Origin of the sequence: Arthrobacter sp. E3 (assembly GCF_017353415.1) — a bacterium.
GTDB lineage: Bacteria > Actinomycetota > Actinomycetes > Actinomycetales > Micrococcaceae > Specibacter.
Genome location: NZ_JAFMPX010000048.1, coordinates 1 through 25,481 on the forward strand (window position 1 = coordinate 1; position 25,481 = coordinate 25,481).

Here is a 25,481-nt window from a genome sequence, read left to right on the forward strand (position 1 = left end):
CCGAAAGATTCCGCCGGCCACCCACCACACCAGCCCCCGCCAAACACGTCGGCATCAACCTACCCAAACCACAAACACCACAAAAACTAGCCAAGTGACTCAACACAGCTTGACAATTTTCGTGGCGCATCATTCAACGTCGAATCCAGCGCATAACTGAAGTCCCGTGAGGCTACTCGTCGTTGCTGGTGGTCCAATCCGCGGGGCCATCGGTGCCAGCTGCATACTCTTCCATGTGGACTGTGCCTTCCTTCCAGGCGGCAAAGGCGGGCTCCACAATCCGCCAGCATTCCTCAGCAATATCTCCTCGAACAGACAACAGCGGATCTGCGTTGAGGACACCTTCGAGCACTTCACCGTAGGGCAGGAGCGGGTCGCTGCCCAGTTTCGCTTTCAAATTGACGCGGTCAAGGGTGAACACGTCGCCGGGACCATTGACGTCAAGGTCCAGCACCAGCGTGTCCGGGCCGAAGCCAATGTGCAGGCGGGTTGGTGAGTCGATGCCCTTGAACCCAATAGGCAGGTGGGGCACCGGCTTGAATGTCACGACGGCTTCCTTGCGGGAGCGGCCCAGCGCCTTTCCTGAGCGCAGGATGAACGGCACGCCCGCCCAGCGCCAATTGTTGATGAATACTTCAACTTCGGCAAGTGTTTCGGTGCCGTTGGCTGCTTCCACGCCTTCCTCGTCGAGGTAGTTCGGGACCTTGCGCTCACCGATGGTGCCAGCCGTGTAGCGGGCACGACGGGTGAAGTCCGCCAGGTCGCTGCCGTTGCGGCCAATTGAACTGGCCCGAAGGACGGTCGCAATGCTGGAACGAACGTCCTGTTCACCCAAGGTGGCTGGTGGTTCCATGGCCAAGATGGCCATCACCTGAAGCAGGTGGCTTTGGATCATGTCACGCCCGGCCCCTGCATGGTCGTAGTACCGGGCACGGTTTTCCAACGTCAGGGCCTCATCAAAAATGATCTCCACCTTTTCAATGTGCACTCCGTTCCAGGAATGTTCCAGCAGCCTGTTGGCGAAGCGCAGCCCCAAGATGTTCAAAACCGTCGACTTGCCCAGGAAGTGGTCAATCCGGTGGATGTGGTCCTCGGGGACCAATCCGGCCAGCGTGTCATTGAGCGCGCGCGCTGTCTCCGTGCTGGAGCCAAACGGTTTTTCCATGACCAGCCGCGTGCCGGATGGCAGATCTTCCGGAGTCAGGGCTTCACATGCCTTTTGGCTGATGGCCGGCGGCAGCGCAAAGTAGAGCGCTATGGGACTTGGAATATCTTTGAGGAACTTGCCCAGCTCACCCTCGGCCGTCACATCGAGCTGGTGGTAGCTGCTGCCGTCCTGAAGTTTCTGCAGGTCCTTGATGCCGGCATCCGTTGACGCACCGCCAGGGGCCATCGCGTGGGAAAAGCTTTCCGTGAGCCGATCCTTCCACTGCTTGTCCGACCAATCGTCGTTGCCTGCACCGATCAGGGCAAGGCCCGAAGCCCTGCCGGAGGCAACCAGGCGGCCGACGCCGGGCAGCAGGAGTCGGCCGGTGAGGTCACCGGACGCGCCCAAAATCACCAAGGTCTTGACCCGCCCGCTTGAGTTAGGCGACTTGGCCGGGGACCCGGCGTCGTGCGTGGAAGTGGAGGTACTGGAGGATGCTGTGGGAGTCGTCACCGTCCCAGCATCGCACGGTGTCTGGCGCATTGGGTGGCAATGACACCCGGATCTGGTCGAGTTTTGCACACACCATGGCGTCGCAGTTGATACCCTTGGTAGTTGAGTCCCTCAGGAAAGGGAGTGGGACGGAGCCAGTGGCCCCGTCCTGCCGGTCTCATCCTGACTAATGTAAATTGCCGCTCCGCGCGCGGCCAGGCCATGTGGTCCGGCCGTGCGGGTGCTGGTTAATCCCAGACGAAAGAAGTGCGCGCCGCGTGTTCAACTCCCTATCTGATCGGTTGACAGCCACCTTCAAGAACCTTCGTGGCAAGGGCCGGCTGAGCGAGGCCGACGTCGACGCCACAGTGCGCGAGATCCGCCGCGCCCTCTTGGACGCCGACGTCGCAGTGCCCGTGGTGCGCGCGTTCACCGCCAAGGTCCGTGAACGTGCCCTTGGCTCCGAGGTCAACGAGGCGCTGAACCCGGCGCAGCAGATCGTCAAGATCGTCAACGAAGAACTCGTGGCCATCCTTGGTGGGGAGACGCGCCGCATCAACCTGGCGAAGAACCCGCCCACCGTCATCATGCTGGCCGGTTTGCAGGGTGCGGGCAAGACCACGCTTGCCGGAAAGCTGTCCAAGTGGCTCAAGGGCCAGGGCCACAGCCCGCTGCTGGTGGCTGCCGACCTGCAGCGTCCCAACGCCGTCAAGCAGCTGCAGGTCAACGGTGAGCGTGCAGGCGTCCCCGTTTTCGCCCCGCACCCCGGAGTCAGCAGCGAATTTGAAAGTGCCACCGGCGATCCGGTAGCGGTGGCCATGGCCGGTCTGGCCGAAGCCAAGTCCAAGCTGCACGACGTCGTCATCGTCGACACTGCCGGGCGCCTGGGCATCGACGCGGAACTGATGAAGCAGGCCGCGGATATCCGCGCCGCCATCAACCCCGACGAGGTCCTGTTCGTCATTGACGCCATGATCGGCCAGGACGCCGTCAACACGGCCCAGGCGTTCAACGAGGGCGTGAACTTCACCGGGGTTGTCCTGACCAAGCTCGACGGCGACGCCCGCGGTGGTGCCGCACTTTCCGTCGCGTCGGTCACCGGCAAGCCGGTCATGTTCGCCTCCACGGGCGAGTCCCTGGACGACTTTGAGCTGTTCCACCCCGACCGCATGGCCAGCCGGATCCTGGACATGGGTGACGTGCTCACGCTCATCGAGCAGGCCGAAAAGAACTGGGACAAGGACGAAGCCGAGCGGATGGCGCGCAAGTTCGCCGACCGTGAAGACTTCACGCTCGATGACTTCCTGTCCCAGATGCAGCAGATCCGCAAAATGGGCTCCATGAAGAAGATGCTCATGATGATGCCCGGTGCGGCCAACATGCGCCAGCAGCTGGAGAACTTCGACGAGCGTGAAATTGACCGGGTGGAAGCCATTGTCCGCTCCATGACCCCGCACGAGCGTGTGGCCCCGAAGATCATCAACGGCTCGCGCCGCGCTCGCATCGCCAAGGGCTCCGGCGTACACGTTTCCGAGGTCAACGGCCTGCTGGAACGCTTTGGCCAGGCTCAGAAAATGATGAAGAAGATGGCTCAGGGCGGAGGGATCCCCGGAATGCCGGGCATGCCCGGTCCCGGTGGCTTCGGCGGTGCCCGCAAGGGCAAGCAGGTTGCCAAGAAGAAGGCACGTTCCGGAAACCCTGCCAAGGCTGCCGCAGAACTGAAGGCCGCTCAGGAGAAGGCCAACGCACCCAAAGCGCTGCCCACAGGTGCTTCGTTTGGTGCCGGTGCCGAGGACTTTGATCCTTCAAGCCTGAACCTGCCCAAGGGCTTTGACAAGTTCCTCGGGAAGTAACCCCAACCAACGTCTCTATTTGCAACAGGCGCACCGCTGCCGAACCGGGATCCAGCCGGCTCGGCAGCGGTGCGCCTGTTTCGGTGTTGCGAGTGTTGTCAGGGAACTTTTCAGTGACATCCGGTAACCTGCGTCAATGAGTAAAACGCGGATCGTGTTCGTGCACGGCATGGACGGCTATGGCACAGCTGCATGGCCAGCCCAGCATCTTTTAGCCGGGAACTATGACTGCCTCTTCATCAAGCGGACCGGGTTCAACGCCGTCGAACCTCCCGTGCCGACAAACTTTGCTGCCGATGCGCGGCTGGTGATTGATGCGCTGGGCAACGGCGGGCATGTTGTTGCCCATGCCCAAGGTGCCATCGCCGCCATGATGGCCGCGGTGCAGCGCCCGGATCTTGTGTGGTCCATGGTCCTGCTGGAACCGCTGCTGCTGTCGCTGACGGCGGAGCTGCCAGCCACGGCAGCATATTCGGTGCACTTGGCGGATCTTTTTGCCCATGCCAAGGAGCTGACGGACAAAGATTTCCTGTCCGAGTTCAATACGTTGATGGCGGTTGCGAGTCCACCCGGAACCGAGACCACCAGACGTGTGGCAGCCCGGGCCAGACTGCAGCTGCCCTCCACACAGGCGCCCTTGCACATTGTGCCCGGAGTGCCAACCACCGTTGTCACCGGTGGTTGGGAACCGCTCTATGAAGAAGTGGCACAGTATCTGGAGACCACCGGTGCCCAGCACATCGTCCACCGGGGCGGGCACCGTCCGCAGGACACCCCCGGCGGTGCGGCCCTCATCGAGGAGCTCCTGCGGGTTGCAGACGTTCGCGCGGCGTAGCTGCGAAGCTGCCAATGTCAGTGCTTCTGGATAGTCTTTCTTCATGATTGAAATCCGGCCGGCGGCATTGAGCGAATTCGGGCTGTTGCCGTTCATTGAGGCCGAGGCCGACGCTGCCTTCGATGCGTTGGTTCCGGGCATCGACACGGACAGCTTTCCACCACCGGGAACTGCTGGAGAATTTGCCGAAGCGTTTCACATCATGGTGGCGGGAAGACCTCCCGTGGGATTTGCGCGCCTTGAGATTGTTGATCGCCACGCCCACTTGACGCAGTTGGCCGTCAACAACGAATATGCCAGGCAGGGGATCGGCCGAGCTCTGCTTGGGGCTGCCAAGGCATGGGCGCAAGAGGCGGGCTTTCATTCCATGACCCTGACAACTTTCAGGGACGTCCCGTTCAACGCTCCCTTCTATGCGAGTTGCGGCTTCGCGGCACTGCCAAGCGAAGAATGGGGTGCAGAACTGCGCGCCATCCGTCGGCGGGAAGCCGAGCTGGGCCTTGACGGGCTGGGCCCGCGTATCGCGATGCTCGCTGCGTTGGGTGGGAGAGCGGATTTGCTGGATGAACGATTTCGGCGCGGCCCCCACTTCTAAGTCGTTGATTTCGCCGGGTTTTCCGTGGACGAAACAGAAGCACGTTAGTGTTGAGGACATGCAGTCCGCTCCCTGTGGTGCGAGGCTGACCGGGAAGCTAACGGCCCGGATCACTATTTTGAAAGGCGCCTGCGTGGCCAATTACTCTGAGTTCTTCATCGCCGACCACCACCAGGCTGTCGCCCGGGCCAAGGCTCGCCAGGGCGGAAAATCCCCTGCCATCGACGTGCCTGTGCTGCCGACTCCGGGCCTGAGCGACTTTGAGATTGAAGTGCTGGGCGAGTACGCGGTGAAGAAAGTTCATGCAAGGGGTGTGGCTTCCGAGCTGAGCCTTGTCGACATTGAACTCGACAATCTGTTTGCAGTGCCGGATGCCCTCCTTGAGGTGTTTGCTGAACTGGATGGGCTTGAAGATCAGGAAGAAGTTTCCGAGCTGGCCGCAGAATGGGCAGCTGCGGAGGAAATGGAATCCACACCGGCAGTGACCGAGCCGCTGGTGCGCGCTCTGGCAGCCATGTCTGTCGCCGCGGTGAAGGCTGCTGAAGACAACGCCAAAATGAGCCTCTTCTTCTACTCCGCAGAATAACGCCACGGACACTTCTTCCTCGAGTTGCCAGTTGTGGTGTCATCAGAGCGACTCACGGCACCACAAGTGGCAACTCGAGAGACCTCGAGGAGAGTCATCGTCGGCACCATGACGAACAACACGGCGCGCGGTTCCCGTAACGCGTCGCACGCAGGAAAGATTCTCTGGCATAATGGTCAGGTACTCGATCCACGTGGCCCCTCTCTCCGCGTGATGATCCTGTCCTTAGAAATCCGCAGATCGGCCCGCCCCACGGGAGCGTGAAACGGAGATCGCCCCTTTTTCGAACCAGGAGTAACCACAAAAGTGGCCGTAAAGATTCGCCTTAAGCGCTTTGGTAAAATGCGTGCACCGTACTACCGCATCGTCGTCATGGACTCACACTCAAAGCGTGACGGCCGTGCCATCGAGGAAATCGGCAAGTACCACCCGACCGAGCAGCCCTCATTCATCGAGATCGACACCGATCGCGCACAGTACTGGCTGGGAGTAGGCGCTCAGCCGTCCGAGCCTGTTGCAAAGCTGCTGCGCATCACCGGTGACTGGCAGAAGTTCAAGGGCATCAAGGGCGCCGAAGGCACCTTGAAGACCAAGGCTCCCAAGGAAGCATTCGTTGCTCCCGAGGCCAAGAACGTTGTTGTCAAGGAAGCCATCACCAAGAAGGCCAAGAAGGCCGACGAGGCAGAGGCTGCTGAGAGCACCGAGGCCGAGTAACTTGTTGGCTGAAGCGCTGGAGCACCTGGTCCGCGGGATTGTTGACTCTCCCGAGGACGTAAAGGTAAGCGTCAAGAACAACCGCCGCGGGGAGTCTCTCGAAGTGCGCGTTCACCAAGACGATCTGGGCCGGGTTATTGGCCGACAGGGCCGCACCGCCCGTGCCTTGCGCACCGTGGTTGCAGCACTGGCCAACGGCGAACCGGTGCGTGTTGACGTTGTCGACACCGACCGCCGCCGCTAACCTGCCCCGAACGTTGCCCGGCTTTGGCCGTGCGAGCCGTTTTCAGCAGTAAAGCCAAACGTTTGGCCCCGGCACCATAATGGTGGCGGGGCCAAATTTTTCCCTTTTTCTTTTAGTAAGCACCTCTTTTAGCAAGCACTTAGGAGTACCCATGCAGGTTCAGGTTGCCCGGATTGGCAAGCCCCACGGCATTCGCGGGGAAGTGACCGTGCTGGTCCTCACCGATGCCCCCGACTCGCGTTTTGCCGTCGGCTCGCAGTTCGTCGTGGAACCGGCCAAGCTCGGCACCCTGACGGTCAAGAGCTCCCGCTGGAACAAGGACATCCTGTTGCTGGGCTTCGAAGGCACCAACACCCGCAACGAGGCAGAGCTGCTGCGCGGGGCCACCATGTTCTTTGAGTCAGATGATGACGAGGACGACGACGCCTGGTACGAACACGAGTTGCTGAACCTTGAGGTTCGGGTCGGCAGCGCGAAGGTCGGCAAGGTCACCGGACTGCGTACCCAGGCGGTCCAGGACCTACTCATTGTTGAAGATAATGACGGCGATGAAGTCCTGGTTCCGTTTGTGGACGAGATCGTCCCGGAAGTGAACGTCGAAGGCGGGTATGTGCGCCTGACCCCTCCGGCAGGACTGTTCACTGTCAACAAGGACGCTGCGGAAAACGACGAAACCGGTGAAGCAGCGGACCTGGCAGGATCGGAAGACAACGACTCGGAAGACAATGGTTCGGAAAGCAGCGGCCAGTAATGCGTTTTGACGTGGTCAGCATTTTCCCGGAGTACCTGGCACCCCTTGACTTGAGCCTGATCGGCAAGGCTCGCACCGAGGGCCTGCTGGAACTTTCCGTGCACGACCTACGCTCCTACACGAAGGACAGGCACCGCACGGTGGATGACACCCCGTACGGCGGCGGGGCCGGGATGGTCATGAAGCCTGAGCCGTGGGCCATGGCGCTCAGCGATATAGCGGAGGCATCCCCGCTGGCCGAGGGCACCAAGCCAACATTGATCGTGCCTTCACCGGCAGGGGAAGTGTTCAACCAAAAACTGGCCTATGAACTAGCCGATGAGGACCATCTGGTCTTCGCGTGCGGACGTTACGAAGGCATTGATGAACGTGTGCTGGAATGGGCTGCTGAGCAATACACTGTCCGCCCCGTGAGCTTGGGCGACTACGTTCTCAACGGTGGTGAAGTCGCCGTGCTGGCCATGGTGGAAGCCATTGGCCGACTGGTTCCCGGCGTGGTGGGCAACCCCGAATCCCTCATTGAGGAGTCCCACTCCGACGGCCTGCTTGAATACCCCGTTTACACCAAGCCCTCCAACTGGCGTGGGCGCGAGGTTCCCGAGATACTGCTCAGCGGCAACCACGGCAAGATCGCCAAGTTCCGCAAGGAGCTGCAGCTGCGCCGCACCGCAGACCGCCGCCCGGATTTGATCGACGTCCTTGACGTTGCAGCCTTCAGCAAAACCGACCGTAACGTGCTCTGGGAACTGGGCTACGCCGTCGTCGACGGCAGGGCAGTGCGCCGCACGGACGCTTAACTGCGTCAGCCAGCACTCTAGCGCCGGTTGCGGTACCGGGCATATCATGAGCTTCTCCATGGTAGTGGTCGTCACGACGATGCGTTGAGGCGACTTCCTTTGGAGGACGAAGCCGCGGCTTGGCCGAACGCCAAAATGTTCCTGCCGTCATTGGATTGGATGGTTGTCCGCATGAAAGTTCCATTCAGAATTAGCGCACTCCTGTTGGCTGGCCTGCTGGCTGCTTCGGGTACCTTGGTCTCCTCATGTGGCGCCGGCAGCGCCACCAAGTCGACGAGTACCCTGGTTAGGCCGATATTTAGTAAGGCACTAGATAAGTTAGGGACCGTGGTGAAGTCGTCACCAAATGAAATTGACGACCTAGTTCTTGCACGGAAAGACATCGACAACATCTCTACTTCAACATGGACTACCAAAGAAAAGGCGCTGAGTCTTCCTGTGTTCCAGGAGTACAACGTGAACTTAGCGAGGGTAGCCCTGTCGCAAGCCGATACCGCCGTTTTGGCCGCCCGTACGCAGGCCCGCACTAATGCGAGTGCGACAGTCGCCACCACTTCAATGGTGGAAAATGAACCAAGGTTCATGGATGACCTTATCCAGGCGACTGAGGAGGTTGTCGAAGAGCAGGCCTGCAGCATGATTTTTGACATGATTGCCCCTGCCGAAAAGCCCGCCGAAAAAGGAAAAGATGCAGATAGCGGCGTCGGCGTTGTTGCAGCTGTCACCAAGAAACTCAGCGCTCGTTGGCAGCCAGCGTCACTGACCAAAGCAGTTGCCTGGGTTGACTACGTGGCGGGAGTCGAAAAAGACGCGAAACAATTCGCAGATGCGGTTTCCGCCAACCCAACGTCATACTCTTTTCTTGGCAAACCCTCGATGGCGCAGATCACCGTCGCGTACCTCCGCGCGTGCTACGCGACGCCCAAGGCGATCTTTCCGTAGGTGAGATTTGCCGAGGCAATTAGTTGTTGGGCGGGCAACTATGGCAAAATGGTCTCATGTGCCGACTGGGCGCGTTCCTGCCACAGGGGGAGCGTTCGTCAACAGGAAGGCATGCCGGTGGCCTAGTCTAGGTATCCGGTCCATAACTTTCGATTTTTCATGACTGGCCCTGCGCCGTCCATGATAGTCGTGACACAAAGCAAATGACCTGTGGTGTTTGCCTGGAGTGAGAAAATGCATATTCTCGATTCTGTTGACGCAGCCAGCCTGCGCAGCGACATCCCCGCCTTCCGTGCCGGGGACACCCTCAACGTTCACGTGAACATCATTGAAGGTTCCCGTTCACGTGTCCAGGTCTTCAAGGGCTTCGTCCTTGGCCGCCAGGGCGATGGCATCCGCGAAACCTTCACGGTTCGCAAGATTTCCTTCGGCGTCGGTGTTGAGCGTACCTTCCCGGTACACTCCCCGGTTCTGGACAAAATCGAAGTTGTCACCAAGGGTGACGTTCGCCGCGCCAAGCTGTACTACATGCGCAACCTGCGCGGCAAGGCTGCAAAGATCAAGGAAAAGCGCGACAACGTTCCCGCCAAGTAACAAGGGATCCGCACTTTGAATCAAGCGAAACGCCAGTCCAGGAAACTGGGCTGGCGTTTTGTTGTTTATGCAGTCGTCGTCATCTTCGTGTTCTTGGCGCTATTGCGGAACCTGTGGGTGGATGTCTATTTCATTCCCTCCGAATCCATGGAGCCACTGCTGTTGTCCGGTGATCGTGTGCTGGTTTCGCGAACAAGTTTCGCCGGCAGTCCCATTGAACGCGGGGACGTGGTGGTCTTTGATGGACGGGGATCCTTCACGCCGCTGAACTCTGGGACTGCTCCTGTTGCGGAGGGGATCATCGGTGCGGGGCAGTGGCTCGGCCTGGTGCCCAACAACAACATCTACGTCAAGCGGGTTTTGGGCGTCGCCGGTGACACCGTCAAGTGCTGCACCGACGGTGGACTTCTGGAAATCAACGGGGTCCCAGTTTCTGAGAGTTACCTGTATCCCGGGGATGAACCCAGCGCGTTGAACTTCGAGGTGACCGTGCCGCAAGGTAAGTTGTGGCTCATGGGCGACCACAGAAACGTGTCATTGGATTCACGCTCACTGCTGGGCGCTCCCGGCGGTGGCCTGATCTCCACCACCAAGGTCGTTGGCTCGCCCTTTGCCACCGTGTGGCCGCTGGGACGCCTCCACGTCATTGACAGCGACACAAAGCTGCCGTAGCGCACAGACGCCCATGCCCGACGGCGGTGACCACCACCCAGGCTTCCATCCTGACTTTGCTAAGGAAATGAACGTTGACGCAACACAGTGCTCCTGGGGAACCCGACGGGTTCGAGCCAGAAAACAACGACCCCCGGCTCCCGGACGAGTCGCCTGAGACAGTTGGTACGCCTGCGCCGGCTCAACCCTCCGACGCGCCTGCACCCTCCTCGACGCCTGATGCTTCGTCCGAGCCTGAGTCCTTCCCGCACAAAAACGACGACGGCACCGCCACCGCGCGTTTCGGGCGCCAAGCGTGGGCATGGGGCAAGGAACTGCTGGCCATTGTGGTCATCGCCATCGTGCTTTCCTTCCTGATCAAAACATTCTTGTTCCGCGCGTTCTTCATCCCCTCAGGTTCCATGGAAAACACTTTGCAGATCAATGACAGGATCTTCGTCAACCTGCTGGTACCCGAACCATTCGCACTCAAGCGCGGAGACGTCGTCGTCTTTAAGGACACCCAGGGCTGGCTGACTTCAACGCCTGCTGCTGAAGGACCACTGAGCTGGATCAACGATGCCGCCACATTCATTGGCTTGGCGCCGGATAATTCCCAGCAACACCTGGTCAAGCGCGTCATTGGGATGCCGGGGGACAGGGTTGTGTGCTGCAGTGCAGATGGCAAGCTGACCGTCAATGGGGAAGCGATCACTGAGCCGTACCTGTATCCTGGCGCGGCGCCGTCCGACACCACGTTTGACGTCACGGTCCCTGCAGGGCACATGTGGGTCATGGGTGATCACCGCAACAACTCGCAGGACTCCCGCTACCACCAGACCTTTGACGGGACGGGTTTTGTGCCCGTCGCCGACGTCGAGGGTCGTGCAGTTGTCATTGCGTGGCCGTTGTCGCATTGGACCATCCTGGGCAACTACCCGGACGTGTTCACCAAGGTCCCTGACGCCAAGAGCGCAAGCGTTTCCTCGGCACAGCACGCACCGGCAGGGCAGTGATGGCAGCTGCTGCCCCCACCATGGAGTGGGAACGCGAGCTTGCCGCACAGGGCTACCAGCTGGTCGCCGGTTGCGACGAGGTGGGCCGCGGCTCCCTTGCCGGGCCAGTCAGCGTTGGCGTCGTCATCATCCACGCGGATACTGCCGCCGAATTGCCGGGGGTGAAGGACAGCAAGCTGCTGCGGCCGCTGGTGCGTGAGGCCCTCGTTCCAGCCATTGCCGACTGGGCTGCGGCAAGCGCCGTCGGGCATGCTTCGGCACAGGAAATTGACGACGTCGGATTGGTCGCCGCCCTGCGCCTGGCCGGCGCGCGCGCCATGGCCCAAGCCGCCGCGACGCTGGTGCCTGACTTTGTGATTTTGGACGGCAACCAGGACTGGTTGTCCACCCCGGAGCAGCCAGCTTTGGACTTATTCGCCGCTGCGGCGCAGGCTCCTGCTGTGCCCTGGCGGATCCAAACCCGCATCAAGGCGGACATGACGTGCCTGTCCGTCGCGTCCGCCAGCGTGCTGGCAAAGGTTGAACGCGACGGCATCATGGCAGGGCTCGCTGAACAGTTTCCCGCCTTCGGCTGGCAGACGAACATGGGTTACGGCACGGCCGCGCATCGCGCCGCCATTGCCGAGCTGGGCCCCACCGACTACCACCGCAAGAGCTGGCGGCTCATCTAGTTTGTCTTACGGGCCCGTCGTGTTGCGCAAGTGGGCCCCAAGTGTTGCATGATGGAACCATGAGCGCCGAGGATCTGGAAAACTACGAAACCGACATGGAGTTGCAGCTTTACCGCGAATATCGTGACGTGGTGAACCTGTTCAGCTACGTGGTGGAGACTGAGCGGCGATTCTATTTGGCCAACCATGTTGATCTGCAGGCTCGTTCCGCAGACGGTGAGGTCTACTTTGACCTGACGCTGCAGGACGCCTGGGTGTGGGACGTGTACCGCACAGCCCGTTTTGTGAAGAACGTGCGTGTCATCACCTTCAAGGACGTCAACGTCGAAGAGCTGATCAAGTCCGACGACCTGCAGATCCCCAAGGACGGGGAACTCGGCCCGCTGGGCTAACCGGGTATTCGCAGGGACGTTCTTTCCTCCACAGCACACGCTTTTATGCTGTCTGTGCACATTAGCCGCCGCTGAGCTGTTTTGCCGTGCCAATGCCAGCCAAGCTGGCAGTGGAGGCGGTCATGAAAGCAAAAGATGCATTGGGCCAGGCCGGTGAACGGCTGGCCGCGGACTATTTGGAAGACCACGGCATCAGGGTCATTGACAGCAACTGGCGGTGTGCCAGCGGCGAAATTGATCTGGTCGGGCTCGACGGTGGCGAACTTGTCATTGTCGAAGTCAAAACACGCAGTTCCAGGCGCTACGGCGATCCGCTGGAGGCACTAACCCGGGCCAAGCTGGTGCGCCTGCGCACCTTGGCGGTGCTGTGGGCGCGGGAACACCAACGGGTTGCTGCTCCGCTGCGCATTGATGCCGTAGGCATTGTGCTGGGCCGTACATCCGCTCCTTGCATCGACCATCTGAGGGGTGTGGCTTGATGGGTATGGGGCGGGCGCTGGCCGTCGCGCTTGTGGGACTCAACGGCCATGTCATTGAGGTGGAGGCAGACATCGGCCAAACCCTGCCGAACTTTATTCTGCTGGGTCTCCCGGATGCATCCCTGTCGGAGGCCCGGGAACGAATTCGTTCTGCCGCGCAGAATACCGGGATTCCGCTGAGCCGACGCAAGATCACGGTGAATCTGGTGCCTGCATCGCTGCCTAAGAGGGGCTCCGGTTTTGACCTGGCCATTGTGATGGCGGCTCTGAATGCCGCCGGGGACGTGCGGCGCACCGGAGGCACAGTTTTTCTGGCCGAGTTAGGGCTCGACGGGCGGCTCCGTTCCGTGCGCGGAGTGCTGCCGGCCGTGCTCGCCGCCTATAGCGCTGGACACAGGGAATTTGTGGTGGCGGCAGCCAACCTGGCCGAAGCCCAATTGGTGACGGGAGCGAAGGTGCGCGCCTATGACTGCCTGGCGCAGGTGGTCCTTGACTTCGATGCAGACCCGAAGGATCTGACAGCGCTAGATGCAGGCTGGAACTCCGGCGCCGTACCCGCCGAGGCAGTACAAGCAACGGCCGACGGACAGGCTGGGATGGACATGGCGGAAGTGGCCGGGCAGCCGGTGGCCAGATTGGCCTTGGAGATTGCTGCGGCAGGTGGCCACCACTTGATGATGGTGGGCCCGCCTGGTTCCGGCAAGACCATGCTGGCAGAACGTCTGCCCGGACTGCTGCCGGATCTCAACGATGCCGAGGCCATGGAAGTAACAGCCATCCATTCCTTGGAATACAGGGGCAATGGGCTTGCTGAGTTGATGCGCCGCCCGCCCTATGAGCGGCCGCACCATTCTGCCAGCACTGCTGCGATTATTGGTGGTGGCAGCGGCATTCCTCGCCCGGGGGCTGCCTCGCGGGCACACCGTGGCGTACTCTTCCTGGATGAAGCACCCGAGTTCGACAAGCGGGTCCTTGATGCCCTGCGGCAGCCCCTGGAGAGTGGTGAGCTGGTGCTTCACCGCTCTGCCGGAACTGCGGCCTACCCTGCCCGCTTCCAACTCATTATGGCGGCCAATCCCTGCCCCTGCGGAAAAGCCACGGGCAAGGGAATCAACTGCGAGTGCACGCCCATGGCCCGCAGACGCTACTTCGGCAGGCTTTCAGGCCCGCTGTTGGACAGAGTCGACATCCAGCTTCAAGTCAACAAGCTGCAACTTTCCCAGTTGGCCAGCACCGAACCCCGCGAATCCAGCGCACAAGTTGCCGGGCGTGTACTGCTAGCACGCAACATTGCCAGCGACAGGCTCAAACAGTGGGGACTGGTCCACAATGCTGATTTGAGTGGCCGGATCCTGCGCGGCCCGCTGCGACTCGGTGGCCACCATACGGCGCTGCTGGACAAGGCGATGGGGACGGGAGTGCTCAGCGCCCGGGGCTACGACAGAGTGCTGCGCCTGGCCTGGACTGTGGCGGACCTGCAGGGACGGGAACGGCCGGGCAGCGATGATGTTGGGTTGGCATTGACATTGCGGCAACGAGGCGAGGGACTGTGAACACCATGAACCACGGAAGCGGCATTGCAGCTGAGACGGCCTTGCGCCTCGCACGAGCAGCCCTGACTCGCTTGATGGAACCGTCAGACTTGCCCGGGCTGGCGCTGATCCGGGCATTGGGTCCGGAAGACGCGCTGGCTTTGATCGGCAGTAGCGATGCCTCCCACGCGACAGTGGAACAGCATGTCACAGAGATTCTCAACGAGGTGGGTACGGAACGCTGGACAGGGTTGGCCGAGGCATTGGAGCGGTGGCGACCACGGTTGGCTGATATTGCCCCTGAGCGGGATTTGGCTACTGTGGCACGGCTTGGTGGCAGGCTTCTAATCCCCGAAGACGACGATTGGCCGCGGTGCTTCGATGACCTGGAACTGGCGGCACCCATCGCCTTGTGGTGTAGGGGGAGAAGGCAGCCGATTCCTTCGCAAGGCAAGTGTATTGCGGTGGTTGGTTCACGGGACAGCACAAGCTACGGAGCGAACGTCACTGCTGAAATTGCCAGTTCGCTTGTGCAGTGCGGATTCACGGTAGTCAGCGGCGGAGCCTACGGCATTGACGCCCACGCCCACCGTGGTGCCCTGGCAGCGGATACAGATCCAAACCAGCTACCCACGCTGGCTGTTATGGCCGGGGGAGTGGACAGGTTCTACCCGTCCGGCAACGAAGATCTGTTGCGCACCATTGCAGAACGATCGATGATCGTGGCCGAAGTGCCTCCTGGTACCAACCCCACCCGCTATCGCTTCCTGCAACGAAACCGTCTCATAGCAGCACTCTGTTCGGTCACGGTGGTCGTGGAAGCCCGGTGGCGTTCAGGAGCACTCAACACCGCTCACCACGCCGAACGGCTGAGCAGAGTGGTAGCTGCAGTACCGGGCTCGGTGTATTCGGCTAATTCGGCCGGATGCCACAGGCTGCTGAAAGAGGGCAGCGCCGTTTGTGTCACGGATGCCGCTGACATCGCTGAACTGGCAGGAGCCATGGGAGAGCATCTTGTGGTTGAGCCACAGATGCAGGCCGCGCTGTATGACGGCTTGGGCACCGCTGACCTGCTGGTGATGGATGCATTGCCGTTGCGCACCGCGACAAGTGTGGAAAAGCTATGTGTTGTAGCCGGTCTTGGTGCAGCCACCGTGCTGTCCGGGCTGGGACGGCTTGAAGTGCAAGGGCTGGCCGAACGACGCGGGGGTGGATGGGTGCGCCGTGCCCAATAACGTGCTCTACGACGACAACCCCTTGTCCACAATTCTGCGCTGGATCCGGACAAACCCCATCCTGGAATGGCAGGATGTCCACTATGAGTGCCGATGCCCAGAACCCAGTACCCCGCCACAGACGGTCCAACAAACGTAGGAATGTTCTGCTGATCGTGCTGGCGCTGGTATTGGTGGCGCTGCTTGCAGGGGTCGTCGCGGTGGTCTATTTTGGCAACTTGTCCCGCAGCTTTGACAGCAAGTCGGAGACCATCTCCAAAGCTTTCCCCAGTGAAACGCTCAGGCCGGTCAAACCCACGCAGGGGCCGGCCGCCGAGGCCCCGAATGTGCTGGTGTTGGGCAGTGATAGCCGCAGTGCTTCGCTGAACCTGGCAGAAGAAGGGAACCTGTCCGATCAACGATCAGACACCATGATGTGGGTGCAGATACCAGCCGATCGCAAGAACATCTACCCGATGTCGATCATGCGCGACACTTGGGTCGAGATCCCCGGCTTCGGGGAAGCGAAAATCAACGCTGCCATGGCCTACGGGGGCGTGCCGCTGGTGGTGCAAACACTTGAGGGTATGTTCAACAACCGGGTAGACCATGTGGCGATCGTCAACTTTGAAGGGTTCAAGGCATCACCGACGCCCTCGGTGGGGTGGAGGTGGACGTGCCACTGGACTTCACCACTTTGCGCGGAGGGATTACGTTCAAGGCCGGCCCGCAATTGCTCAACGGCGATCAGGCACTGGACTTCGTGCGGGAGCGGTACGCCTTCACCGACGGGGACTACCAAAGAGTGAAAAACCAGCAGATCTTCCTCAAAGCCGTGCTGAACAAGGTTCTCTCGCCGTCCACACTGACAAACCCAGTCAAGGTGATGGACCTTGTGGACAAGGTTTCCCCGTACGTCAGTGTCGATTCCGGACTCAAGTCATCCACTCTCGGCGCGCTTGCGCTCAGCCTGAAAAGTGTGCGGGGCTCAGATGTCATTTCCTTCACCTTGCCCACCCTGGGGACGGGAACCAGTGCCGATGGACAGTCGATTGTGCTCAGGGACGACGCCGCAATCGCCGCCATTTCCACGGCCCTGAGTGAAGACACGTTGGGGGCATACCTCAAATCTGCCGGATTGGGCTAACGAAGCCGGTTCGTTCGCGGCGGGGCAAGTTGCCCCAAGGCTTCCAACAGCGCACAGTGGAGTTGTGGATCTGGAAGAACGCGCTGCCCTGCCTGCTGCGCTGGCACAGGCGGCCGAGGCCTTTGAACGATATTTGCGTACGGAGCGCGGCCGTTCCGAGCACACTATTCGCGCCTATCGCGGTGACATCGATGCGCTGTTGATTCATGCCGTTGCTGAAGGAAACACCACGCTGACAGACCTGGATCTGGGTTCCCTGAGGCGTTGGCTCGGCGAGCAAAGCGCCGCTGGCACAGCCCGCTCAACGCTGGCCCGCCGTACGGCCACGGCTCGTAGTTTTACTGCGTGGGCACTGCGTGAAGAAATCATCGCCGTTGATCCGGCGCTTCGGCTCAAGGCTCCCCAGCGAGAGAAGACACTACCGGCAGTCTTGCAGCAACAGCAGATCAGCCGGCTTCTTGAATCAATGGCCATGGATGCGCAGTCACACGAACCTGTGGCTCTTCGCGACTTGGCCATGGTAGAGCTGCTTTACGCCACCGGTATCCGTGTGGGTGAACTTGTCGGGCTTGACGTTGATGACGTGGATCGTGAACGGCGTACCGTCACAGTTTTGGGTAAGGGCAACAAGGAACGAACTGTCCCCTTTGGTGTACCTGCCGATACTGCTCTTGGGCAGTGGATTCAGGTGGGAAGAAAAGGACTGCTTAGGGCGCACAGCGGTGCTGCACTGTTCCTGGGTCTACGCGGCGGACGGATTGACCAGCGGACGGTGCGGACGGTGGTTGATAGGCTCTTTGCCGCTTTGGGGGATACCTCCGCCACTGGGCCGCATACGTTGCGTCACTCGGCGGCCACTCACTTGCTCGACGGCGGGGCTGATTTGCGGGCCGTGCAGGAAATCCTGGGCCACAGCTCATTGGCAACAACCCAGCTATACACGCACGTCTCAGTGGAGCGGCTGCGGGACAGCTACCGCACGGCACATCCGCGTGCATAGTCGAGTGAAATTCCGTCATCATGCCGTTTGTTGCCCTCGCGGTGGCGCAAAGCGTCCGGCTACGGCAGAATGAAAGACAGCTAAAGAGAAACAAGCTATGTCCGGCCATCCAGCCCGGACGATCAGGGCCCGTTCATAGCGGATCCACGCAACCATTGTTTCATCCTGAAGAAGGTCGTTGGGGAAGACGCACCTACTGCAATGGAGGATGGAATGAAGGTAGAAAACACGCGTGGTGTCTTGTTTGTGCACTCAGCCCCGGCTGTGATGTGCCCGCACATTGAGTCATCCATTGCCGGTGTAATGGATCAGCGCACGGACTTGCAGTGGACTGCACAGCCCGCGGCGCCCAATGTGCTGCGCACTGAATTTTCGTGGCACGGCCCTGCCGGAACCGGTGCGAGGCTGGCATCGGCGCTGCGCGGCTGGGCCAACGTGCGCTACGAAGTCACCGAGGACCCCAGCGCAGGCGTTGACGGCTCGCGCTGGTCTCACACGCCGGAGCTGGGGATCTTCCATGCCGTCACCGACGTCCACGGAAACATCATGGTTGCTGAAGACCGCATCCGGTACGCCTACGAGGCAGGCAAGGGTGACCCCTCCATCGTCTATCAGGAGCTGTCACTGGCCCTCGGTGAAGCGTGGGATGAAGAGCTCGAGCCTTTCCGCCACGCAGCCGCCGGAGCCCCTGTGCGCTGGCTCCACCACGTAGGCTAGTCCCCACGCCCTCCCACCGCTCGCAAGCTCACAGCGGGTCCCTCGGGCGCGTGGCCCCACCCACGCCCACCAACGCCCTCCCGGCACGCACGGACGAGAAAAGCGGCGCCCACCATCTTGGTGGGCGCCGCTTTTCGCAATCAAGGGTGGAAGGGCTAGGCCATTTCGACCTTGGGTCCGGTGCTGCGGATGGCAACGACGGCGTTGTGGCCACCGAAGCCGAACGAGTTGTTCAGTGCCATGATCTCGCCCTCAGGCAGTGCACGCGGCGAACCGGTAACGACGTCCAAGGGGATCTCCGGGTCTTGGTTTTCCAAGTTGATGGTGACCGGGGCTACGCGGTGGTAAACGGCGAGGACCGTCAGCACGGACTCCACGGCACCGGAAGCACCCAGCAGGTGACCCATCTGCGACTTCGTGGCAGAAACACAGACGTTGTCCACGTGATCACCCAGGGCTGCCTTAAGCGCGGTGTACTCCGGCTTGTCGCCTACCGGAGTGGAGGTTGCGTGGGCGTTGACGTGCACCACGTCCTCGGGCAGGGCCCGGGCGTCATACAAAGCGGCCTTCAATGCACGTGTTGCACCCAGACCCTGGGGGTCCGGAGCGGTGATGTGGTAGGCGTCTGCGGTTACGGCGGTGCCAGCGAGCTCGCCGTAGATACGGGCGCCACGGGCAATGGCGTGTTCTTCGGCTTCCAGCACCAAGGCGCCAGCGCCTTCACCCATGACGAAGCCGTCGCGGCTGATGTCGTACGGGCGTGAAGCCGTCTCGGGGGAGTCATTGCGTTTGGACAATGCCTGCATGGCAGCGAAGGAGGCCAAAGGCATAGGGTGGATGGCGGCTTCGGCGCCACCGGCCATGACGACGTCGGCCTTGCCCGAACGGATCAGCTCCAGACCAATGTGCAGGGCCTCGGTGCCGGAAGCGCACGCGGAGACAGGGGTGTGTGCGCCAGCGCGGGCACCAAGGTCCAGGCTGACGGCGGCTGCGGGGCCGTTGGGCATGAGCATGGGGACCGTCATGGGCAGAACGCGGCGGGGACCCTTTTCACGCAGGGTGTCCCAGGCGTCCAGCAAGGTCCAGACGCCGCCGATTCCGGTGGCAAAGGCCACGGCGAGGCGGTCGTGGTCGATCTCCGTGATGCCGGAGTCCTTCCAGGCCTCACGGGAGGCGACAACGGCGAACTGCGTTGAGGGGTCCATGCGCTTGGCCTCGACGCGGCTCAGTACCTCGGTGGCAGGAGTTGAGGCCTTGGCGGCAAAATGAACAGGAAGATTGTACTTTTCCACCCAATCGTCGGTGAGCGTGTGGGCCCCGGAAACACCCTTCAGGGCGTTTTTCCACATGGTCGGGACGTCGCCGCCAATGGGTGTCGTGGCACCCAGTCCGGTGATGACTACTTTGCGGGCCATGGTTCAACTCTCTACAAAAAAGATAGCGGGGCAGGGTCTTGGGAAATATTTGTGGTTGGCCGGCGTCCTGCATTTCCGGCCAACCACCATGCCCTGTTTCACTGATGTGAAACAGGGCCAAAGCACTCGGGCTGCTTAAGCCTGTGCGCCTGCGATGAAGCTGACGGCGTCGCCAACGGTCTTGAGGTTCTTGACTTCCTCGTCCGGGATCTTGACGTCGAACTTCTCTTCAGCGTTGACAACGATGGTCATCATGGAGATGGAGTCGATGTCCAGATCATCCGTGAAGGACTTGTCCAGCTCTACGGCTTCGGGGGCCAGACCTGTTTCTTCGTTGACGATTTCGGCCAAACCAGCCAGGATTTCTTCGTTGCTAGCCATTGACGGCTCCTTTTCTTCTTGTGCTGTGATCAAGGACTTGATCGTTTCATAGCATGATGATCACCCCACGGATGTGGAGCGATACGTGTTAGGGCAGGCGCACCACTTGGGCGCCATACACCAGTCCGGCACCAAAACCGATCTGAAGCGAAAGTTTACCGGAGAGCTCCGGGTTCTCTGCGAGGAGGCGGTGTGTTGCCAGGGGAATTGAGGCGGCCGAGGTGTTGCCGGCGTCGGCAATGTCGCGGCCGATGATGACGTGCTCAGGCAGTTTGAGCTGCTTGGCCAGTTCATCGATGATGCGCATGTTGGCCTGGTGCGGCACGAAGGCGCCCAGATCTGCCGCGGTGATTCCGGCGGCGTCCAAGGCTGCCTTGGCCATCTTGGCCATTTCCCACACTGCCCAACGGAACACGGTCTGTCCGTCTTGGCGCAGGGTGGGCCACAGCGTCGAGTGGGCTTCGTCAGCGGCGGCCAGATCCACGCCGTCGCCTTTCATGGCATGCTCGCTGAAGTCGCGGATGTCCAGCTGTGAGTGGGTCATGCCGATGGTTTCCCACTTGCTGCCGTCGGAGCCCCACACGGACGGGCTGATGCCGGGTTCGTCGGAGGGGCCTACCACCACGGCACCGGCGCCGTCGCCCAGCAGGAAGGAAATGGTGCGTTCGTGGTTGTCGATGACGTCGGAGAGCTTCTCCACACCAATGACCAGCACGTAGTTGGCGGTGCCGGAACGCACCAGCGCGTCGGCCTGAGCGATGCCGTAGCAGTAGCCGGCGCAGGCGGCGGAGATGTCGAAGGCCGGTGCCGGGGACGCACCGAGACGCTCAGCGATCAAGGCAGCGGCCGACGGCGTGGCGTAGGGGTGCGTCACCGTCGAGACCAGCACGGCCCCGATCTGCGACGGCTCAATGCCGGCCTTTTCAATGGCCTCGGCACCTGCTCCAACTGCCATGTCCACGACGGAGACATCCTTCGGGGCGCGGTGACGGGTGACGATGCCGGTGCGTTGGCGAATCCACTCATCGGAGGAGTCAATCCACTGGCAGACGTCCTCATTGGTGACGATCACCGACGGGCGGTACGCGCCAATGCCGAGGATCTGGGAACCTGCATTGACCGGGCTTTGCTTCAAGGTGGGGGTGCTCACAGTGTTCCTTCTTTGGACGCGGAGTGCGCTGCCAGCAAGTCCTGGGCGGCGGCAAGGTCATCGGGGGTTTTTACAGCGACTGTTGCGACGCCGGGCATGCCGCGCTTGGCCAGGCCCGCCAACGTTCCGGCCGGGGTGAGCTCGATCAGGCCGGTCACGCCCATGGCGGACATGGTTTCCATGCACAGGTCCCAGCGGACGGGGCGCGATACCTGGGCGATCAATGACTCAAGTGCCGCTGCACCGGAAAGTACGACGGCGCCGTCGTGGTTTGAGAGCAGCGACACCTTGGGCGCATGGGGGGTCAGTGACGGGGCCAATGCCTCCAACGCCGACACGGCGGGGGCCATGTGGTGGGTGTGGAAGGCGCCGGCAACCTGGAGGGGGATGACGCGGGCCTTGGCAGGCGGGGCGGCAGCCAATGCGGCGATCTGCTCGAGCGTGCCGGCGGCAACCGTCTGGCCCTTGGAGTTCATGTTGGCGGGGGTGAGGCCGGCTGCGGCGATGGCTGCCAGCACTTCTTCAGGGTCTCCGCCGACCACGGCAGCCATGCCGGTCGGGGTTGCTGCAGCGGCCTCGGCCATGCGGTTGGCGCGTTCACGCACAAAGGCCATGGCTTCGGGCTCGGAAAGGGTTCCAGTCAGGGCGGCGGCCGTGATTTCGCCCACCGAGTGCCCGGCAACCACAATGGGGCGGCCCGCCATGGCGGCGGTGGCGTCCTCGCCCAAAAGCGCCCGGGCGGCAATGAGGCCAGCAGCCACAATGAGTGGCTGGGCCACGGCCGTGTCCTTGATGGTTTCGGCGTCGGAGGTGGTTCCGTGGGCCAGCAAATCGATGCCCGCGGCCTCGCCTAGAGCAGCAAGTTGTTCGTGCACGCCTGGGAGTTCGAGCCATGGCGAAAGGAATCCGGGGGACTGGGAGCCCTGACCAGGGCAGACTATTGCAAGCACATTAACCAGCTTTCCAAACCTAGCGGCATTTAGACGGTGTTTTCATGCACCAAGCTCTCAGGCACAATTTGTAGGAAGTCTACAATAGCTTCCGCTGTGGCATGCCATCCGGGTCATTTTTTAAGTGAAGAGACACCAACCGCTCGGGGTAGTCGGAGGCAGTGCGGCCGAGGAATCGTGCGCTCGTCACCACAGGTGGGTGGACTCTACTTGCCAGTCACACCCTGGGTTCCGGCACCCTTTGGCTGGTTTGTCTTGGCTTGCGTGCCTTTGGGCTGGTTTCCCTTGGCCGGGGTGCCGAGTCTGCCAACAATCAACGCTGTCTGCAGTACAAAGGCCTCCCGGGGGATGAGCGGGTCCCAGCCGGTGACGTCACAGACGCGGCGCAGCCTGTACCGGACAGTGTTGGAGTGGACGAACAGCTCACGGGCGGCCGCTTCCAGGGAATGCCCGCCTTGCAGGTAGCTGCTGAGGGTTTCCACCAACCCATTGGAGGCGGCGAGAAGGGGACGGTAAATGTTCAGGATCAAGGAGCGTTTGGCGGATTCATCACCGCCCATGACCCGTTCGGGGAGCAGGTCTTCGGCGGAGACCGGCCGCGGGGCCGAAGGCCATCCCCTGGCCACGGCAATGCCTGCGAAGGCTGCCTTGGCCGACGCCGTCGCATCGGCAAGTGTGGCCGCCAGCGGACCGTAGACCACCGGGCCCGGGGCGAATAACTCACTCAGTCGCGGATAGGCGGATTCCGGGGCGGAAACGTTCCCCAGAACGAGGATCAGCTTGTCGCCTTGAATACCAACCATGACATCCTCGGCGAACCTCCCCGCGGCCCGGCGCAACGTGGCAAGGAATGGTGCCGTGGGTTCCGACGGGGCTGGCCCGGCCATGATGGTGAAACGGCTGTGCGAGGTCCAGCCCAAGGCGGAGATCCGCGATTGCAAAGCGTCGGTGTTTTCCCCGCGCAGGATGCCGTCAACTGCCAGCGCTTCCAGCCGGGTGTCCCAAGCGCCGCGGTTTTCAGCTGCCCGGGCGTAGACATCGGCTGCCGCAAAAGCCACTTCACGGGAGTACCGCAGCACAGCTTCCCGCAAGCCCACTTGTTCCTCCGGGGCAGCCAGTTCCGGAACCCTGTCCTCCACCACCTGAACCACTGTGCGGATCAGTTGCAGGGCGCGCTGCAAGCTGATGGAACGGGTCAGTTCCGTCGGGGCCGTGCCAAAGACATCGGAGAGGACCCAACTGGGGGAGGAAGGGTGTTCATACCAGGAGACAAAGGCTGTGATGCCGTTTTGTGCCACCAGTCCCAGGGCGGAGCGCTCATCTGCACTCAACCGTCGGTACCAGGGCAGGGTCTCCTCCAGCTCCCTGCGCATCATGGTGGAGAGTGTGCCGATGCTGGCGCGCAGGCGCTCCAACGTCTCGGAGCTTCTATCGGCAGCGGCAGACGCGGGTGGTGGCGGCACAGCCGCTGGCGGCGCAGCCGGTGAGGCCGCGGCCGGGAAGGCTGACGCACGCGAATTCTTAGCTGCCATTCCTTGAGGATATGTCCTTGGACGCCTGCTGGCGCTATTTGTCTGGGATCAGGGGGTGTTGGCCGCCACGAGTGTGCGCGCCAGCCCCAACAGGTCCGCCTGGTCGTGGGGCAAATGCTCGGCTGCCTCGATACAGGCTTCCAGCCTTTGCGCCTGGTCAAGAATCTCAGGACGGTGGGCACCGGCGCTGTCACACCAGGACACTTCCTGCAGCAGTTTCAGCATGCGCATCGCCACGGCAGGATCCGACACTCCGTAGAGGCGTGGCTGGGCTAGGGAGAGCTCAAGGAAGTCAGCCATGTCCGGTAGTCCCAGGACCACTCGGACCACGTTCTGTTCATCAACGAGGCACCGGGTTCCGGGCATCCTGCCAAGAACCTGGCACAGCAGCCCGGAGAGGTGGCCCAGCACGTGCACCGCTGTGGTCGGGTCGTTGACTCCGGGGGAGAGTGCGCGCGCAGCGACGTCCACCAGCTGGCGGAAGCCGAATGCCACATCCTGAACTTGGGTGCGTTCACTGCCTGTGTAGATGGCCGCGTTGCTTCGTTTGCCGAGCCGTTCCTCTGCCTCGGCGTCCAGCTCAGTTCGTGAATCAAGTGGCCAGGCGGTGGCAAAGGGAACGCCTTCCACTAGGGAGGTTCCTGGCAGCGCGTCCATTCTGATTACCACGTCTTCGGCCACGGCCAGCCTGAGTAATTCGGCACGGTCCACCGCTGTCAGGAATCCGGTGCGGATGGATTCCAAGCGGATGGCCCTGGGACCAGCGGCGGGGATGTTGTGCTGAGGGCCCTGTTCTTCGGGAAAGTTGCGATTCAAGGCGGCACGGGTTTCATCTGCCACCTTTTGCATCATGGTCTCTGCCCGGATTTCCCGGGTCAGGTGGGCAAGGAAGAGCACCAGGCCCAGGATGCTGGCGATGGACAACAAAAAGGCGACGGTGACGGAAATTTCCGGTACAAACCCCGGGGTCGGCCCGTCGCTGCTGCGCACGCTGCGCAATACGGTTAAGGCAAAGGCGAAGGCGGACATGAAAAGTGCCAGTGTGTAGTGCACAAACCTGTCCGCGGCAAAGGTGCGCAGGACGCGCGGTGAAAATTGGCTGCTGGCCAACTGCAACGTGACAACTGTCAGCGAGAACGTCAAAGACGTCACGGTGATCAGGGATCCGGCAATGGCCTGCAGCACTGCACGGGCAGCGTCCGGGCCGCCACTAAAAAGCAGCGCCGAAACGGACTCCGGCAATTTTCCGTCTACCGTGGCGTCCAGGGCAGGCAGGGCGGTGCCGACGGCCAATGCCACGAGCACGGCGATGGCTGGCACAGGCCACAGCTGGGTGCGAACCGCATCCACAATGCGTGCAGTCCGGCCATTCAGCTCACTCACGGCTCACCGGGAAAAGCGATTTGCAAGGTCACGAGGGGCTCCTGAGAAGTCGTAGGTGGTACGGCTGTGGCCGGTGAAACCGTCAAAGGTTTCACCGGCCACAGTGTTCGTGGGTGGGCCCACGCCGACGAGTGCCCCGTTTTATCTCGCGCTCAGCGCGGGATAAAACGGGAGCTGGTGGTGTTTAGCCTTCGCCGCCGGCGTTGCCGGTGGTTCCTGCGTTGACGTTGAGGAGGTCGTATTTGGTGGCTGCTTGGGTGGGGATGGTGGCGTCGATTTCTCCGGTTTTGGCGAGCATTTG

At 61.6% G+C, this 25,481-nt stretch carries 27 protein-coding genes and 1 pseudogene; 21 read left to right on the plus strand and 7 right to left on the minus strand.

All coding sequences use genetic code 11. The features are described from left to right. Nucleotides 1-172: 172 nt before the first annotated feature. A complete protein-coding gene (locus tag JMA46_RS15205) occupies nt 173-1,660 on the minus strand; it encodes a glucose-6-phosphate dehydrogenase (protein WP_348770191.1) in 1,488 nt (495 codons plus the stop codon). 257 nt (nt 1,661-1,917) lie between these two features. Here JMA46_RS15205 and ffh point away from each other — a divergent pair, with 257 nt between their 5' ends. From ffh to JMA46_RS15305, 21 genes and pseudogenes are all read left to right on the plus strand, one after another. Further along, nucleotides 1,918-3,492: a signal recognition particle protein gene (gene ffh / locus JMA46_RS15210; protein ID WP_207346195.1), complete on the plus strand. Its 1,575-nt coding sequence runs from the start codon at nt 1,918-1,920 to the stop codon at nt 3,490-3,492. Nucleotides 3,493-3,628: 136 nt separating this feature from the next. After that, the gene (locus JMA46_RS15215; RefSeq protein WP_207346196.1) at nt 3,629-4,327 is read left to right on the plus strand and encodes an alpha/beta hydrolase; all 699 of its coding nucleotides are present in this window, start codon (nt 3,629-3,631) and stop codon (nt 4,325-4,327) included. A 43-nt stretch (nt 4,328-4,370) separates the two neighbouring features. Then, a complete protein-coding gene (locus JMA46_RS15220) occupies nt 4,371-4,922 on the plus strand; it encodes a GNAT family N-acetyltransferase (RefSeq protein WP_207346197.1) in 552 nt (183 codons plus the stop codon). 133 nt (nt 4,923-5,055) lie between these two features. Next, the gene (locus JMA46_RS15225) at nt 5,056-5,508 is read left to right on the plus strand and encodes a hypothetical protein (protein ID WP_207346198.1); all 453 of its coding nucleotides are present in this window, start codon (nt 5,056-5,058) and stop codon (nt 5,506-5,508) included. Nucleotides 5,509-5,814: 306 nt separating this feature from the next. Beyond that, nucleotides 5,815-6,222, plus strand: coding sequence for a 30S ribosomal protein S16 (rpsP, locus tag JMA46_RS15230; protein WP_207346199.1), 408 nt, complete (start codon nt 5,815-5,817; stop codon nt 6,220-6,222). A gap of 1 nt (nt 6,223) precedes the next feature. Further along, nucleotides 6,224-6,466, plus strand: a complete 243-nt coding sequence (locus tag JMA46_RS15235; protein ID WP_026555249.1) for an RNA-binding protein — start codon at nt 6,224-6,226, stop codon at nt 6,464-6,466. A gap of 151 nt (nt 6,467-6,617) precedes the next feature. Further along, complete coding sequence (gene rimM, locus JMA46_RS15240; protein WP_207346200.1) at nt 6,618-7,217, plus strand: ribosome maturation factor RimM; 600 nt, start codon at nt 6,618-6,620, stop codon at nt 7,215-7,217. Beyond that, on the plus strand, nt 7,217-8,014 hold the full coding sequence (gene trmD, locus JMA46_RS15245; protein WP_207346201.1) for a tRNA (guanosine(37)-N1)-methyltransferase TrmD: 798 nt from the start codon (nt 7,217-7,219) through the stop codon (nt 8,012-8,014). Before rimM ends, trmD begins: the two co-directional genes overlap by 1 nt. A 99-nt stretch (nt 8,015-8,113) precedes the next feature. Beyond that, nucleotides 8,114-8,956, plus strand: a complete 843-nt coding sequence (locus JMA46_RS15250) for a hypothetical protein (RefSeq protein ID WP_207346202.1) — start codon at nt 8,114-8,116, stop codon at nt 8,954-8,956. A gap of 234 nt (nt 8,957-9,190) precedes the next feature. Further along, entirely contained in the window at nt 9,191-9,550 is a 360-nt protein-coding gene (gene rplS, locus JMA46_RS15255) for a 50S ribosomal protein L19 (RefSeq protein WP_207346203.1), read from the plus strand. A 15-nt stretch (nt 9,551-9,565) separates the two neighbouring features. Beyond that, entirely contained in the window at nt 9,566-10,222 is a 657-nt protein-coding gene (gene lepB / locus JMA46_RS15260; protein WP_207346204.1) for a signal peptidase I, read from the plus strand. A 74-nt stretch (nt 10,223-10,296) separates the two neighbouring features. Beyond that, nucleotides 10,297-11,217, plus strand: coding sequence for a signal peptidase I (lepB, locus tag JMA46_RS15265; RefSeq protein ID WP_207346205.1), 921 nt, complete (start codon nt 10,297-10,299; stop codon nt 11,215-11,217). Continuing rightward, a complete protein-coding gene (locus JMA46_RS15270) occupies nt 11,217-11,888 on the plus strand; it encodes a ribonuclease HII (RefSeq protein ID WP_207346206.1) in 672 nt (223 codons plus the stop codon). Before lepB (JMA46_RS15265) ends, JMA46_RS15270 begins: the two co-directional genes overlap by 1 nt. A 59-nt stretch (nt 11,889-11,947) precedes the next feature. Continuing rightward, nucleotides 11,948-12,280 carry a DUF2469 domain-containing protein gene (locus JMA46_RS15275; protein ID WP_103467284.1) on the plus strand — a complete coding sequence of 111 codons (333 nt, stop codon included), beginning with the start codon at nt 11,948-11,950 and terminating at the stop codon, nt 12,278-12,280. Nucleotides 12,281-12,402: 122 nt separating this feature from the next. Continuing rightward, complete coding sequence (locus JMA46_RS15280; RefSeq protein ID WP_207346207.1) at nt 12,403-12,759, plus strand: YraN family protein; 357 nt, start codon at nt 12,403-12,405, stop codon at nt 12,757-12,759. Further along, the gene (locus tag JMA46_RS15285; protein WP_207346215.1) at nt 12,759-14,312 is read left to right on the plus strand and encodes a YifB family Mg chelatase-like AAA ATPase; all 1,554 of its coding nucleotides are present in this window, start codon (nt 12,759-12,761) and stop codon (nt 14,310-14,312) included. The genes JMA46_RS15280 and JMA46_RS15285 overlap by 1 nt, the downstream gene beginning before the upstream one ends. Before the next feature lie 5 nt (nt 14,313-14,317). Then, on the plus strand, nt 14,318-15,526 hold the full coding sequence (gene dprA, locus JMA46_RS15290) for a DNA-processing protein DprA (RefSeq protein WP_207346208.1): 1,209 nt from the start codon (nt 14,318-14,320) through the stop codon (nt 15,524-15,526). A 455-nt stretch (nt 15,527-15,981) separates the two neighbouring features. Next, nucleotides 15,982-16,298 (plus strand): annotated as a pseudogene (locus JMA46_RS17670) (LCP family protein); the annotation flags it as partial. Between the two features lie 12 nt (nt 16,299-16,310). Beyond that, nucleotides 16,311-16,652, plus strand: a complete 342-nt coding sequence (locus JMA46_RS17675; RefSeq protein WP_348770193.1) for a hypothetical protein — start codon at nt 16,311-16,313, stop codon at nt 16,650-16,652. A gap of 64 nt (nt 16,653-16,716) precedes the next feature. Beyond that, a complete protein-coding gene (locus JMA46_RS15300) occupies nt 16,717-17,652 on the plus strand; it encodes a tyrosine recombinase (protein ID WP_207346209.1) in 936 nt (311 codons plus the stop codon). A gap of 213 nt (nt 17,653-17,865) precedes the next feature. After that, the gene (locus tag JMA46_RS15305) at nt 17,866-18,369 is read left to right on the plus strand and encodes a DUF3145 domain-containing protein (protein WP_207346210.1); all 504 of its coding nucleotides are present in this window, start codon (nt 17,866-17,868) and stop codon (nt 18,367-18,369) included. A gap of 155 nt (nt 18,370-18,524) precedes the next feature. Here the strand turns inward: JMA46_RS15305 and fabF are convergent, their stop codons facing one another. The 6 genes from fabF to JMA46_RS15335 form a co-directional block, all read right to left on the minus strand. Continuing rightward, nucleotides 18,525-19,784: a beta-ketoacyl-ACP synthase II gene (gene fabF, locus JMA46_RS15310; protein WP_207346211.1), complete on the minus strand. Its 1,260-nt coding sequence runs from the start codon at nt 19,782-19,784 to the stop codon at nt 18,525-18,527. Between the two features lie 135 nt (nt 19,785-19,919). Beyond that, nucleotides 19,920-20,165, minus strand: a complete 246-nt coding sequence (locus JMA46_RS15315) for an acyl carrier protein (protein WP_038462997.1) — start codon at nt 20,163-20,165, stop codon at nt 19,920-19,922. An 88-nt stretch (nt 20,166-20,253) separates the two neighbouring features. Then, a complete protein-coding gene (locus JMA46_RS15320) occupies nt 20,254-21,315 on the minus strand; it encodes a beta-ketoacyl-ACP synthase 3 (protein ID WP_207346212.1) in 1,062 nt (353 codons plus the stop codon). Further along, on the minus strand, nt 21,312-22,265 hold the full coding sequence (locus JMA46_RS15325) for an acyltransferase domain-containing protein (protein WP_207346213.1): 954 nt from the start codon (nt 22,263-22,265) through the stop codon (nt 21,312-21,314). The genes JMA46_RS15320 and JMA46_RS15325 overlap by 4 nt, the downstream gene beginning before the upstream one ends. A gap of 206 nt (nt 22,266-22,471) precedes the next feature. Next, nucleotides 22,472-23,797, minus strand: a complete 1,326-nt coding sequence (locus tag JMA46_RS15330; RefSeq protein ID WP_207346214.1) for a helix-turn-helix domain-containing protein — start codon at nt 23,795-23,797, stop codon at nt 22,472-22,474. Nucleotides 23,798-23,845: 48 nt separating this feature from the next. Next, nucleotides 23,846-25,180: a DUF2254 domain-containing protein gene (locus JMA46_RS15335; RefSeq protein WP_348770192.1), complete on the minus strand. Its 1,335-nt coding sequence runs from the start codon at nt 25,178-25,180 to the stop codon at nt 23,846-23,848. Between the last annotated feature and the right edge of the window lie 301 nt (nt 25,181-25,481).